The organism is Clostridium sp. CM74B_53, assembly GCF_036318045.1.
Taxonomy (GTDB): Bacteria; Bacillota; Clostridia; order Lachnospirales; family Lachnospiraceae; genus Pilosibacter.
Genome location: NZ_JAWQDE010000019.1, coordinates 1 through 13,203, shown reverse-complemented (window position 1 = coordinate 13,203; position 13,203 = coordinate 1). Strand labels below are relative to the sequence as shown.

Annotated in this window: 13 protein-coding genes; 10 read left to right on the top strand and 3 right to left on the bottom strand. The window is 50.4% G+C overall.

All coding sequences use genetic code 11. The features are described 5' to 3' along the window. The first annotated feature begins 8 nt into the window (after positions 1–8). From polA to V2546_RS13500, 9 genes are all read left to right on the top strand, one after another. A complete protein-coding gene (gene polA, locus V2546_RS13535; RefSeq protein WP_329752605.1) occupies positions 9–2,642 on the top strand; it encodes a DNA polymerase I in 2,634 nt (877 codons plus the stop codon). Continuing rightward, positions 2,643–3,236, top strand: coding sequence for a dephospho-CoA kinase (gene coaE, locus V2546_RS13530; RefSeq protein ID WP_329752604.1), 594 nt, complete (start codon positions 2,643–2,645; stop codon positions 3,234–3,236). After that, positions 3,223–4,020: an MBL fold metallo-hydrolase gene (locus V2546_RS13525; RefSeq protein WP_329752603.1), complete on the top strand. Its 798-nt coding sequence runs from the start codon at positions 3,223–3,225 to the stop codon at positions 4,018–4,020. Before coaE ends, V2546_RS13525 begins: the two co-directional genes overlap by 14 nt. Before the next feature lie 191 nt (positions 4,021–4,211). After that, positions 4,212–4,484, top strand: coding sequence for an ACT domain-containing protein (locus tag V2546_RS13520; RefSeq protein ID WP_118298173.1), 273 nt, complete (start codon positions 4,212–4,214; stop codon positions 4,482–4,484). A gap of 27 nt (positions 4,485–4,511) precedes the next feature. Beyond that, positions 4,512–5,876 carry a PFL family protein gene (locus V2546_RS13515; protein ID WP_118532711.1) on the top strand — a complete coding sequence of 455 codons (1,365 nt, stop codon included), beginning with the start codon at positions 4,512–4,514 and terminating at the stop codon, positions 5,874–5,876. Positions 5,877–5,888: 12 nt separating this feature from the next. After that, complete coding sequence (locus V2546_RS13510; RefSeq protein WP_118532709.1) at positions 5,889–6,527, top strand: histidine phosphatase family protein; 639 nt, start codon at positions 5,889–5,891, stop codon at positions 6,525–6,527. Next, positions 6,527–7,576 (top strand): class I SAM-dependent methyltransferase, encoded by a 1,050-nt coding sequence (locus tag V2546_RS13505; protein ID WP_486463597.1) that lies wholly within the window; start codon positions 6,527–6,529, stop codon positions 7,574–7,576. The genes V2546_RS13510 and V2546_RS13505 overlap by 1 nt, the downstream gene beginning before the upstream one ends. Before the next feature lie 3 nt (positions 7,577–7,579). Beyond that, positions 7,580–7,765: a hypothetical protein gene (locus tag V2546_RS15760; protein ID WP_486463596.1), complete on the top strand. Its 186-nt coding sequence runs from the start codon at positions 7,580–7,582 to the stop codon at positions 7,763–7,765. 143 nt (positions 7,766–7,908) lie between these two features. Beyond that, a complete protein-coding gene (locus tag V2546_RS13500; protein WP_329752602.1) occupies positions 7,909–9,168 on the top strand; it encodes an FAD-dependent oxidoreductase in 1,260 nt (419 codons plus the stop codon). A gap of 140 nt (positions 9,169–9,308) precedes the next feature. Here the strand turns inward: V2546_RS13500 and V2546_RS13495 are convergent, their stop codons facing one another. The 3 genes from V2546_RS13495 to V2546_RS13485 all read right to left on the bottom strand — a co-directional run bounded on the left by V2546_RS13495 (position 9,309) and on the right by V2546_RS13485 (position 12,530). Further along, complete coding sequence (locus tag V2546_RS13495) at positions 9,309–10,352, bottom strand: tyrosine-type recombinase/integrase (RefSeq protein WP_329752601.1); 1,044 nt, start codon at positions 10,350–10,352, stop codon at positions 9,309–9,311. Beyond that, positions 10,349–11,320: a hypothetical protein gene (locus tag V2546_RS13490; protein WP_329752600.1), complete on the bottom strand. Its 972-nt coding sequence runs from the start codon at positions 11,318–11,320 to the stop codon at positions 10,349–10,351. The genes V2546_RS13495 and V2546_RS13490 overlap by 4 nt, the downstream gene beginning before the upstream one ends. A gap of 550 nt (positions 11,321–11,870) precedes the next feature. Next, positions 11,871–12,530 carry a helix-turn-helix domain-containing protein gene (locus V2546_RS13485; RefSeq protein WP_252197360.1) on the bottom strand — a complete coding sequence of 220 codons (660 nt, stop codon included), beginning with the start codon at positions 12,528–12,530 and terminating at the stop codon, positions 11,871–11,873. A 489-nt stretch (positions 12,531–13,019) separates the two neighbouring features. Here V2546_RS13485 and V2546_RS13480 point away from each other — a divergent pair. Next, positions 13,020–13,203, top strand: a 184-nt coding sequence (locus tag V2546_RS13480; protein WP_215703475.1) for a transposase, incomplete at its 3' end; no start/stop codon positions are given.

Genomic DNA, 13,203 nt, shown 5'->3' with positions numbered 1-13,203 from the left:
GAGTGAACATGGAAAAACTCGTATTGATCGACGGTCACAGTATCTTAAACCGCGCATTCTACGGTGTGCCGAACCTGACAAATTCGGAAGGTCTCCACACGAACGCGGTCTATGGCTTTTTAAATATTTTATTTAAAGTTCTCGATGAGGAGAAAGCGGACTACCTTGCGGTGGCTTTTGACCTGAAAGCCCCGACGTTCCGCCACAAAATGTTTGATGCCTACAAGGGAACAAGAAAACCGATGCCGGAGGAACTTCATGAACAGGTACCGCTCATGAAGGAGGTCCTGACCGCCATGGGTGTCCCGATCCTCACAAAAGAAGGCTATGAGGCGGATGATATCCTCGGAACGATCGCAAAGCGGGAGCAGAAAGAGGGCTATGAGGTGACGATCCTCTCCGGAGACCGGGACCTTCTGCAGCTTTCCGACACCCATATCAGGATCTGTCTCCCGAAGACGAGCCGCGGAACGACGGAGGTCCACAATTATTACCCGGAGGACGTGATCCGGGAGTACCAGGTGACGCCGGAACAGTTTATCGAGGTGAAAGCCCTGATGGGCGACCAGTCCGACAATATCCCGGGCGTCCCGTCCATCGGTGAGAAGACGGCGACAAACCTCATTGTCCAGTACCAGAACCTGGAAAACATCTACGCGCATCTCGACGAAGTGAAACCGCCGCGCGCGAAAAAGGCGCTGGAAGAGTATAAGGATCTCGCAGATCTTTCCTTAAAGCTCGCAAGGATCTGCATTGACGCCCCGATCGAATTTTCCATGGCGGATGCGAAACTGGAAAATCTCTACACGCCGGAAGCGTATGAATATATGAAACGCCTGGAATTCAAGTCGATCGCGGCGAGATTCGGCGAGGAGATCAAACATGAAAGCGGACCGGAGAAACAGTTTGTTCTTGTGGAGGATTTTTCCGAGGCGGATGCGCTCTTTGAAAAAGCAAAAAAGGCGGACCGCATCGGAATGGAACTTCTTGCAGAAAACGGTTCCGTGACAGCCCTCGCCTTATGTTTTGAGGAGACCGGAAGCTATATCTTCCCGGTCGGCGGCTTTATGACGGAGAGCTATATCGCCGGAAAATATGAGGAACTCTGCCGAACGGGTCATGCCTGGGTCCTGGATCTCAAGCACTCCCTGCCGTTCGCGGATCTTTCCTACGGGGACACGGTCTATGACGCCGGGGTTGCGGCATATCTCTTAAACCCGTTAAAGGATTCCTACGGCTATGACGACATTGCGAGAGATCTTCTCGGGATGACGGTCCCGTCCAGGGCAGACCTGATCAAAAAGCTGTCCTGTGAGGACGCATACGCGAAGGAACCGGAGAATTTCACCCGTATGGCGGGACTTATGGCCTACACAGCCTTTGCGGCCGGGAAACCGCTCCTGGAGCGTCTGACGGCAGATGGAATGGAAGAGCTGTACCGCACGATCGAGCTCCCTCTGATCTATACCCTGTTCCATATGGAAGCGGAGGGGATCGCAGTCCGCAGGGAAGAACTTGCCGCTTACGGAGAAAAGTTAAAGAAACAGATTGCAGTCCTCGAGAGGGAAATCTGGAAGATGACCGGACAGGAGTTTAACATCAACTCCCCGAAACAGCTCGGCGAGATCCTGTTCGAAAAAATGCAGATCAAAGGTGGAAAGAAGACGAAGACCGGTTACTCCACAGCGGCCGATGTTCTGGAGAAACTTGCCCCGGATTATCCGGTGATTCAGAAGATCCTGGACTACAGACAGTATACAAAGCTGAATTCCACCTACGCGGACGGTCTCGGAACCTATATCCGGGAAGACGGACGGATCCACAGCCGGTTCAACCAGACGATCACGGCGACCGGCCGGATTTCCAGCACGGAGCCGAATCTCCAGAACATCCCGATCCGCATGGAACTCGGAAGAGAGATCCGGAAAGTCTTTGTCCCGCGCGATGGATTTATCTTCCTGGATGCCGACTACTCCCAGATCGAGCTGCGCGTCCTCGCCCACATGTCCGGCGATGAGCGCCTGATCGAGGCGTATAAGACCGCCCAGGATATCCACGCGATCACAGCTTCCCAGGTATTCCACATCCCGCTTGATGAGGTCACACCGTTACAGCGACGCAACGCGAAGGCCGTGAATTTCGGGATCGTGTACGGGATCAGCGCCTTCGGACTCAGCGAGGACCTGAGCATCTCCAGAAAAGAGGCCATGGATTACATCGCTCGCTATTTTGAGACATATCCGCAGGTAAAAACCTTCCTCGACAGCCTTGTTGCCCACGCGAAGGAGCAGGGATATGTCACCACGATGTTCGGACGACGCCGCCCGGTACCGGAGTTAAAGTCCTCGAACTTCATGCAGCGTTCTTTCGGAGAACGTGTAGCCATGAACTCCCCGATCCAGGGAACGGCTGCCGACATCATCAAGATCGCGATGATCCGGGTGGACGAGCGGTTAAGAAGGGAAAATCTCCGTTCTAGACTGATCCTGCAGGTGCACGATGAACTCCTCGTCGAGACGGCGGAGGACGAAAAAGAGATCGTCATGAAGATCCTCTCCGAAGAAATGCACCATGCGGCATCCTTAAAAGTGGAGCTGGAGATCGACATGCATGACGGAAAAAACTGGTTTGAGGCGAAATAGATGAAACAGAAGAAAATTATTGGGATCACCGGCGGAGTCGGAGCCGGAAAGAGCAGTGTGCTCGCGGTACTGAAGAACGATTTCGGGGCGAAGATCATTCTCGCGGATCTTGTGGCCCACGATCTCATGGAGCCGGGAAGTCTGGGACTCAGAAAGGTCACAGAGGCGCTTGGAACGTCATTTTTCACCCCGGACGGAGCCGTGGACCGAAAAGCGCTGGCGGACCTGATCTTCCGGGATAAAGAAGCATTAAAGACGATGAACTCCATCATCCATCCGTTAGTCTGGAAGACGATGAAGGAAGAGGCGGAGGCCGCCAGTGAAAACCTCGTGATCATCGAGGCAGCGGTCTTTGACACTGCGCCGAAGAACTTCTTTGACGAGCTCTGGTACGTCTACACGACAAAAGAGAACCGGATCGTCCGCCTGATGGAAAACCGCGGCTACAGCCGTGAAAAATGCGAGGACATCATCGGAAGGCAGGCGTCGGAGGAGGAATACCGCGCGCTCTGCAGCCGTGTCATCGACAACAACGGGGACGAATCCGATATCAAACGACAGCTGAAGGAGATCCTTGACCATGAGATTTGTTAGTATTGCCAGCGGAAGCAGCGGAAACTGCATCTACACAGGGACGGAGGAGAGCCACGTCCTGATCGACGCCGGCATCAGCGCAAAGCGGATCGAGCAGGGTCTTAACGAGGTCGGCTTAAAGACGAGCGAACTGGACGGCATCTGCATCACCCATGAACATTCCGACCATGTAAAGGGGCTGGGCGTCCTTGCGCGAAAATATGAAGTCCCGATCTACGCCACAGAAGGGACACTCGACGAGATCCGGAAGATCAAAGGCCTCGGCGAATACCCGGAGGAGCTGCTGCACCCGATCCTGCCGGACACCGAATTTTCCCTCGGGGATCTGACGATCAAGCCGTTCCACATCGACCATGATGCGGCCGACCCGGTCGCTTACCGGATCCAGTCGGGAAATAAGTCTGTGGCAGTCGCAACGGACCTTGGACATTTCAACCAGTACACGATCGACCATCTCCTCGATCTCGACGCGATGCTCTTAGAGTCCAACCATGACCTTCGGATGCTGGAGACGGGACCGTACCCATACTACTTAAAACGCCGGATCATGGGAGATTTCGGCCATCTCTCCAACGAGAACGCCGGACGCCTCTTAAACTGCATCCTGAGCGGCCGATTAAAGCACATCCTGCTGGGACATCTGAGCAAGGAGAACAACATGCCGGAGCTGGCCTATGAGACCGTCCGGCTGGAGATCGACATGGGAGACTGCCCATACCATGCGGATGATTTTCACCTGGCAGTCGCAAAGAGAGATGAGATGTCGGAGATCATCAGTCTGTAGCAGATTTTGCTGATGCTGCGAAAAAACACTTGCATCATACCGGCTATAATGATATATTTTAAGAAAATTTTACGCTTTATCACTGCATAAAGCTACCTTTCCCCGGGATCCATATGTTCCGGCAACGATCTCAGTCCGGACGGATCCGGATCACAATACGCGGAAGGCACAACACAAGGAGGAAAATTTCCATGGATAAAGTTATTATCACCGTAGTAGGAAAAGACACCGTAGGCATCATCGCAAAGGTATGTACATATCTTGCGGACCATAAAATTAATATCCTTGATATTTCCCAGACCATCGTCCAGGAATACTTCAACATGATGATGATCGTGGACGGAAGCGGAGCAAACGTTTCCTTCGATGAAATGTCTTCCGGACTCGATGAGATCGGTGCCGGGATCGGCGTCAACATCAAGTGCCAGCGTGAAGAGATCTTTACAAAAATGCATCGTATCTAATGACAGCTTGAGGAGAGGGAAACAATTATGATTACACATCTGGAAGTCAACGAGACTAACAATATGATCGAGCACGAGAACCTGGATGTCCGCACCATCACTCTTGGCATCAGCCTTTTGGACTGCTGTGACTCCGATCTCGAAAAATTAAACGAAAAGATCTACAACAAGATCACGACACTCGCAAAGGACCTGGTCCCGACCGGAAAACAGATCGAGCGCGATTTCGGGATCCCGATCGTCAACAAGAGGATCTCCGTGACACCGATCGCCCTTGTCGGCGGAGCAGCCTGCAAGAGCCCGGAGGACTTTGTGACGATTGCAAAGACCCTGGACCGTGCGGCAAAGACTGTAGGCGTCAACTTTATCGGCGGATATTCCGCTCTTGTATCCAAGGGCATGACAACAGCTGATGAGAACCTGATGCGCTCCATCCCGCAGGCGTTAAAAGAGACCGATTTTGTCTGCAGCTCCATCAATGTCGGCTCCACAAAGACCGGTTTAAATATGGATGCAGTCCGCTTAATGGGCGAGATGGTCGTAAGAACCGCAGAGTACACGAAAGACAACGACTGCTTAGGCTGCGCAAAGCTTGTTATTTTCTGCAACGCACCGGACGACAACCCGTTCATGGCGGGAGCATTCCACGGCGTTACAGAGGCAGACGCGATCATCAACGTCGGCGTCTCCGGACCGGGCGTTGTAAAGACGGCTCTCCAGTCTGTTCGCGGCGCTGATTTCGAAACTTTATGTGAGACGATCAAAAAGACGGCATTCAAGATCACCCGTGTCGGCCAGCTCGTAGCGAAAGAGGCATCCGCGCGTCTCGGGATCCCGTTCGGCATCATCGACCTGTCCCTGGCTCCGACACCGGCTGTCGGCGATTCTGTCGCTGAGATCCTGGAGGAGATCGGTCTGGAACGCGCAGGTGCCCCGGGTACAACAGCCGCTCTCGCCATGTTAAATGACCAGGTAAAGAAAGGCGGCGTTATGGCTTCCTCCTACGTCGGCGGACTTTCCGGCGCCTTCATCCCGGTCAGCGAGGACCAGGGAATGATCGATGCGGTCAACGAGGGCGCTCTTACGATCGAAAAACTGGAAGCGATGACCTGCGTATGCTCTGTAGGTCTTGACATGATCGCAGTTCCTGGAGATACGAGCGCAGCGACGATCTCCGGCATCATCGCAGACGAGGCGGCGATCGGTATGGTCAACCAGAAAACGACAGCAGTCCGCCTGATCCCGGTGATTGGAAAGGGCGTCGGCGAGACGGTCGAGTTCGGCGGTCTTTTAGGACATGCGCCGATCATGCCGGTCAACTCATTCAGCTGTGAGAAATTTGTGAACAGGACCGGAAGGATCCCGGCACCGATCCACAGCTTTAAGAACTAAACAGGAGAAACTATGAGAATCTATCTGATCCGTCACGGCAGGCAGAACAGCCCGCTTTGCAACGTAAATGTGCCGCTTTCCGATGCAGGAAGGCGGCAGGCCGAGCTCCTCGGCAAGAGACTGAAAAAGGAATCCATCGACGCCGTCTGGTCCAGTGACCTGATCCGTGCCCGCGAGACTGCTGATATCATCAATGAGAAGATCCGTGCACCGAGGATCATCCGGGAAGGACTCCGCGAGATCTCTTTCGGTGATCTTGAGGGACTTTCGGACGATGTGATCATGGAGCGCTACGCGGACTTTTTCGCCGCGAGAGCGTCCATGAAACAGGATCTTCCATATCCGGGCGGAGAGAGTGCGGCGGATGTGATCCGTCGTGCCGTTCCGGTCATGGACGAAATCGCAAAGTCCGGCGCGGAGACGGTCGCTGTCGTCACCCACGGAGGCGTGATCCGGAGTCTTGTGACCCACTATCTTCACATGGACGGGGCGTATGTTCCGCTTCTTGCGAGACATCTGGAAAACTGCGGCATCACGGAATTTTATTACCGGGAATCCGACGGCGAAATGCTGTTAAACCGTTTTAACGATTTTGCCCATCTGACGGATCATCCGGAACTTTTGCGCGGCGGCTGGGGAGAGAAAAAGTGATGGAAAAGAGAAAACTTCACAGTGTACTCACTGATTTTTTAAATGAAAACCTGATCCAGGCGACTGCCAGCGGTCAGGCGGAGAAAAATGATTTTCTGAAGGCACGGATCCGCCCGGTACTGGCAAAGGGCGTCCTGCATTTTCAGGCGGAGGAATTTATCGGAAAACAGGCTTTCCACAAAAATCTGACAGCCGAAGAAGCGGCTGCCTATCTGGAAGGTCTCATGGAAACAAGTTTCCGCCAGCTCCAGCTCGAGGCGAGAGATAAGAGCGGTTCCGTTCTTGTGAGCAAAAAGGGAAAGGTGACTGTTAAGGTAAAGAAAAAGCCGGTTTCCGGGAATACCTCCGGAAATGGGGCATCAGCTTCCGGAACGAATGGTTCCGACGCTTCCGACGCGGCTCTTCAGGCTGCCTGGGCGAACGGACTTTCCCATAACCGGAAGAAGCGCTACATCCTCGAAGAGGGGATCCCGGTCCCGTTCCTCGTGGAGCTCGGTGTCCAGACGAAGGACGGGGCGATCGTCCATGCGAAGTACGACAAATTCCGCCAGATCAACCGTTTCCTCGAATTTATCGAGGACGTGCTCCCGAAGCTTGATAAGAATAAAGAGACGAGGATCATCGATTTCGGCTGTGGAAAGTCTTATCTGACGTTCGCGATGTATTATTACCTCAAGGTCTTAAAGGGATACCCGGTGCGGATCACCGGTCTGGATCTGAAAACAGACGTGATCGAGCACTGCTCGCAGCTTGCAAAGAAGTTCGGCTATGACTCCCTGGAATTCCTTCACGGCGATATCGCTTCCTACGAGGGCACTGACCAGGTGGATATGGTCGTGACACTGCACGCCTGTGACACAGCGACGGACTACGCGCTGGAAAAGGCAGTCCGCTGGAACGCAAAGGTGATCTTATCTGTTCCCTGCTGCCAGCATGAGGTCAATAAGCAGATGAAGAGCGATCTCTTTGCCCCGGTATTCCGCTACGGGATCATCAAAGAGCGCATGGCCGCCCTCTACACAGACGCCCTGCGCGCGGAGATCCTCTAGGCCATGGGGTACCGGGTCCAGATCCTGGAATTCATCGACATGGAACACACGCCAAAGAACCTCCTGATCCGGGCTGTAAAGCAGGAAAAGAAGAAGGAGAACCGGAAGGAGATCGAAGCGATCCTGGAGGCGATCCATGCGGAGCCGACGCTTTACCGGCTTTTATTAGAAAAGAGCCCAAACGTATAACTGCCGCCGGCAGCTCAAAAAAGCCGCAGATACCTTTTCATGGTGCTGCGGCACATTTTTTATCCGCTGATTTCAAATCCATGCATGATCGCATGTTTCAATGTAATATTAGGATATTGACAGAAAAAGGAGTACAGCTTACTATGGAACGTTTATATCAGTATGATGTCGTTGTTGTTGGAGGCGGGACAGCCGGTGTGTCTGCTGCGGTCGGCGCTGCGAAAACCGGAGCGAAAACACTTTTGATCGAGAGAAATGCTTATCTTGGCGGAGAGGCGACCCATTCCGGGGTCAGCACCTTCTGCGGCTTTTTTACCTGCGGAAAGAATCCGGTTCGTGTCGTTGAGGGCGTAGGGCAGCTCGTGTTAGATGAGATGGGGGCACTTGGGCCGACCGTGGACTATGTCATTTCCGCGACCGGAAACTACAATGTCAATTTCCAGCCCGAATACTTAAAATGTGCGATGGACAATCTGTTGGAAAAAGAACATGTGGATTACTTTTTGCATACATACATGACCAGTGCGAAGGTGGAACTTGGATCCATTGTTTCTATTCAGTGTTCCGATGATGAGGGAAGCTTTACCGTAATGGCAAAAACCTTTGTGGATGCATCCGGAGATGCGAATCTCGCTCATCGCTCCGGGGCAAAACTGATATGGGGCGGAGACGACGGACACCCGCAGGCGGCAACCATGCCATTCCGGTTAAGCGGTGTCAACACGAACTGTGACATGTCACCTGAAGCTGTGGGGCGTGCAGTAAGAAAGGCCAAGGAGGCAGGAATCCCGAACCTTACAAGAGAAAAGGGATTTATCCTGAAAAAAGAGCATTCTGATATTGTCAGTGTGCTTCTTCCAAGTGTAATTCCGGAGGGACTGACAGCCGCAGACCTTACCCATATGGAGCGGGAAACCAGAAAACAGGTGCTCAGTTATGTACAGGCCTTAAAAACCTACATGCCTGGCATGGAGCACGCAGAGTTAGCGGTCATCGGACCGTCCATCGGTTTTCGGGAAACGAGAAGAATGGTCGGAAAAGAAACCCTTACCGTGGATGATGTGCTTACCGGAAAAAAGTGCCAGAACAGTGTAGCCCGCTGTGGGTGGAAACCGGAGATCCATAAAGATGTTGACAAGATGGCAACTTATCTGGATGTGAAGGAAGGAAGCTATTTCGACATTCCACTTGGTGCACTGCAGTCAGAAAACATCGAAAACCTATACGGTGCAGGCCGTATGATTTCTTCCGATGAAGCAGCATTTGCGGCAGTCCGCGTCATGGGAACCTGCTTTGCAACCGGACACGCCGCCGGAGTTGCCGCCGCATGTCATGCCCTGGAGGGAACGGCAGAGATAAAACACGTTCAGGAGGTTTTGAAAAAGCAGGGGGCATTGGTATAGGATGCGTAGAGAATATCCGAAAAACGGTATCAATTTCTGAAATGCGTCTCGAAGACGCTTTTCGATTTTTGAAATGGTCTCGAAAAAGACAGAAGTCTAAAAGACGACGTAATGATCAGAAATACGGAAAACCCGGATACTCACAGAATATCCAGGTTCTTCACACTCTTTCTCCGGTCTTCCTCGATCGCCGCATAGAATTTTCTTGTAATATTTACATCATTATGGCCAAGAATATCTGCAACCAGGTAGATATCGTTGGTCTCCTTATAAACAGCGCTGCCATAGCTGCTCCGCAGCTTGTGCGGCGTTATTTTCTTTTTCGGTGCGATGATCGATGCGTATTTCTTTACAAGGTATTCCACGCTCCGCACCGTGATCCGCTGATTGCGCAGGGAGAGAAACAGGGCATTTTTTTGTTCCGGCAATGTCTCGATGCCGGTCCGGACCGACAGGTACTCATTCAGGCGCCTTGCCACCTCCGCATTGAAATACACGGTCGTCTCCTTGCCGCCTTTTCTGCGGATATGGATCCCGCTTTCTTTCATGTCTACATCATCCAGATTCAGTCCGACACATTCCGATACGCGGATCCCGGTTCCCAGCATCAGTGCCAGGAGAGCGCTGTCGCGGAGTCTGGTCCGTTCATGAAACGCTTTCTGTCTGCCTGACAGGCCGGATCCGCTGTCAACTTCCGCCAGCAGCTCCTTCATTTCCTCCGAATTGAGCCGGACGATCTCTTTGGCATGAGTCCGCGGCATCTGCATGGAAAGTGTCGGATTTACCGTTAAAAGTCCCACGCGGCAAAGATATCCAAAGAAACTCTTCAGTGAAAAGAACTTCCGTTTGATCCCCTGTTCCCTGTTCATATTCTTGTGTTCCGGATCATTCGGGCGGTATTTGAGATCTTCCAGGTAACGCTCGATATCCTGCACGGAAATCTGCGAGAGAGCTTCCGTCTGCAGCTGCTCCAACGGAATTTCTTTCCATTCCTCCTTTATCTCCTTCAGAAAATGAAAAAACATCGTCAGATCATACGCATAGGACAGCCGGGTCATGGAAGATGTCGACGGCTCGATCCCGCGAAAAAAGTCTGTACAGCAGGATGGGAGAGCAGAGAGCATTGCCTTCAGCTTTTCTTCATTTTTCTGATCCCGCTGTGCAAAGTACTGCGACTCACTCATACTGTCTGCTCCTTAATATTCCCTGAATTTTTGCCGGAAGAAGCATCAGCAGATGCCCGGAAATGTTCAAGTTCCGCGATGAGGCGGGCATTTTCCCGGTCAAGCTTGCGGAATTCTTCCTGCATTTCCCGTTCTTTGGCTGCAACAGCCCGTTCCATCGCAAGATCCGCCTGCATCTGTGCCTGCTTTAAACGGTTCTGGCAGTCCGTCTCTTGTTCCTTTAACTGGCTGTTTAACCCGGCAAGCTGCATTTTATTTTCAGCAGCCGCATGTTCCAGATCCCGGACCATGGCTGTAAGTTTCCCGATCTGCTCTTCGTAATCCTTTTTTGCCGCAGTTTCATTCGCGAGCTGACGAGAGAGTTCTTCCTGCTGCCTGCTCAGCTGTTCATTTTCTGATTTGATCGCCGCACTGATCTTAACGATCTCGTCATAATGGGCCGCCTTTTTCTGAAGCTGTTCCACCTGGTCTCTCAGCACATGGTTCAGTTCTTCCAGATCATTGGCCGACTTCCGGGCAGCCTCCATCGCCTGTTTCATACTGAGAGCATTTTCTTCGATTTGTTTTTTCTCCTTGGTCAACGTCTCAAACGATCCGGCAAGTTTCTCTTTTTCGTCCACAGCCTGATCGGCCTTTTCCCGCAGTTCATCGATCGTCCGGTCTTTCCGCTGCAGATCCGTTTTAAAACGCTCCGCCACGCGGGCCTCCGTCGTGTTTCCAAGTTCAAGACTTGTGAGATATGCGGCAAGAAGATCTTTTGTCAACCGCTCAAAATTTTCTATCTCAACGGCACGCCCCGGGGTCGCTGCCTTTGCGTTATTTAACTCCAACACCTGGATCAGATGATCGAATCCCTGTGCCTGATTCATTCCATTTGCAGTGCAGAACGACCTGAACGCGTCCGCAGATGCCTGGTCGATACGAAAATTGACCTGCCGGATCTCTTTTTCATTCTTTTCTGTGCTCATTTTACCGTACCTCCTGAATTGTTCTTAGTATAGCATGGCATGGGAGAGGAGTCAACTTGATCATGCGAATGATATACATGTTATACATAGATATTGCTATACATAACTATTAAAGGACAAAAGCCAGAGAAAAAGCAGGCAAAAGCGGAGAGAACAGAGTTGAATACAGGGAAAAGGTGTAAAAAAGCAGATAAAACGTCAGAAAATTCAAAGGTGTGCGCACACAATTAAAACAATTTGGCTCATAACCCGCCGAAACGGCCCATATTATTTCGCAAAACCCGAGTTTTACGCAATAATATGGGGTGAGAGATACAGAACAATGGAAGATGCAAGTTGACTATACTTTTATTGAAATAGAGTGTCAATTCAAAGAAAAATAGCCGATTGCATTGTAATAGTAGAGTTAATATTGTGAATTAGTCCTATCAAATACAAAAAGAAATTTAAAGTTTGCTATAGAACACTATTTTCTTAAATTGAGAGATATTTTCTTTAAAAAAGTCCATCCACAATTGTTTTAGAATTAAAAAGGACTCGTAAATTTTTATCATGCAGCACCTCGTTCCTTTTCGATCATTCCCATAAGTTCTTCACAGAATTCCGCATAATCGCTATGACCGAGCAGGAGCATCTTGTTATACAGTGATTCCATGGTCCTCTCAAAACCGGCGATGTCCTTCTTCCATACCCGGCAGGTAATAATGCAGTACGGAGAACCATTTCGTTTAAATTCATGACCGAATCGTACGGGAACCTGATTCTGCGCAAACAGAGCATCTGCAAGATAGTCTTCATGGTCGACGTACATGTACTGGCAAGAGAGGATGGAAAGTCCGCCCAGTTTCAAAAAATTTTTCATAATTTTTTCTCTCCTTACACTTTTTCCGTATCGTTTTCTTATAGTATGATTATAAGAGAGACGAGCCGGAATGTCATTGAACCTGTAGTTTAAGAAGATCCGTGAAAAAGAAATATCCCCGTCAATGACGAGGATATCTTCGATACTGGTATGTAACAGTCTGCTGAGGATGATAAAGTTATCCAGGCTCGGCAGAGATTTTCCGGAGATCCATTTATAGATCGCCTGCGGGTTTTCAAAACCAAAAGCTCCCTGGATTTCACGGATCGTATAGTTCTGCTCCGAGAGTAACTGTTTGATCCGCTTCCCGGTTTCTACTGGCCGGATTGACAGATACATTGGTTCCATTTGCTCATTCCTCCATGATTCTGCTCCATCCCGAAACACTGTCCTTATATTAACATAAAACTGAGAAAATGAGTAGCAGAAAATTGCTTTTTCATGATGGCTGGTGATTTTATAGGACACCATCTATGCTATGATACAGGTATCAGTTCCGCCAGTCGGATTTTCATTCTGGCAAATTTAACAAGAATCAGCAAGAATTCTCCCACCTCTATAGGTGGTGAGATGAATTGCCATCTCTTGCATAGTGCCATAGTTGGCATGTAAATATCAGATTATTGCACATAGTTGTGCTGTGTGTTGTAAACTTCTCATATATTGATTTTTGCAGTCGTGCTATATCATCAATCCTGCATACAATGAATAAGCCTGAAGCCTGAAGGGAAAATAGATTGCAGATTGAGCAGAACAAATGTTCTGAAATGTAATAGACAAATGATTTCATTTGTGATATAATTAAATCAGTCGAAATAGAAAGAAAGACTGATAAATATGAGAGAACTTGACAATAATGCACATTCAGTATTTTTACTCTATTATCATCTGATCCTGGTCGTAAAGTACCGGAAAAAGGTCCTGAATGATCCGATCTCGGGTCGCGCACGAGAAATCTTTGAATATATCGCGCCCAAATATCATATCACCCTGGAAGAGTGGAATCACGATGAGGACCATG

What these genes read in the sequence shown, in the direction of transcription:
- V2546_RS13520 (WP_118298173.1), top strand. Translation starts at nt 4,212, where the DNA reads ATGGATAAAGTTATTATCACCGTAGTAGGAAAAGACACCGTAGGCATC.
- V2546_RS13525 (WP_329752603.1), top strand. Translation starts at nt 3,223, where the DNA reads ATGAGATTTGTTAGTATTGCCAGCGGAAGCAGCGGAAACTGCATCTAC.
- V2546_RS13505 (WP_486463597.1), top strand. Translation starts at nt 6,527, where the DNA reads ATGGAAAAGAGAAAACTTCACAGTGTACTCACTGATTTTTTAAATGAA.
- V2546_RS15760 (WP_486463596.1), top strand. Translation starts at nt 7,580, where the DNA reads ATGGGGTACCGGGTCCAGATCCTGGAATTCATCGACATGGAACACACG.
- V2546_RS13500 (WP_329752602.1), top strand. Translation starts at nt 7,909, where the DNA reads ATGGAACGTTTATATCAGTATGATGTCGTTGTTGTTGGAGGCGGGACA.
- coaE (WP_329752604.1), top strand. Translation starts at nt 2,643, where the DNA reads ATGAAACAGAAGAAAATTATTGGGATCACCGGCGGAGTCGGAGCCGGA.
- polA (WP_329752605.1), top strand. Translation starts at nt 9, where the DNA reads ATGGAAAAACTCGTATTGATCGACGGTCACAGTATCTTAAACCGCGCA.
- V2546_RS13485 (WP_252197360.1), bottom strand. Translation starts at nt 12,530, where the DNA reads ATGGAACCAATGTATCTGTCAATCCGGCCAGTAGAAACCGGGAAGCGG.
- V2546_RS13510 (WP_118532709.1), top strand. Translation starts at nt 5,889, where the DNA reads ATGAGAATCTATCTGATCCGTCACGGCAGGCAGAACAGCCCGCTTTGC.
- V2546_RS13495 (WP_329752601.1), bottom strand. Translation starts at nt 10,352, where the DNA reads ATGAGTGAGTCGCAGTACTTTGCACAGCGGGATCAGAAAAATGAAGAA.
- V2546_RS13515 (WP_118532711.1), top strand. Translation starts at nt 4,512, where the DNA reads ATGATTACACATCTGGAAGTCAACGAGACTAACAATATGATCGAGCAC.
- V2546_RS13490 (WP_329752600.1), bottom strand. Translation starts at nt 11,320, where the DNA reads ATGAGCACAGAAAAGAATGAAAAAGAGATCCGGCAGGTCAATTTTCGT.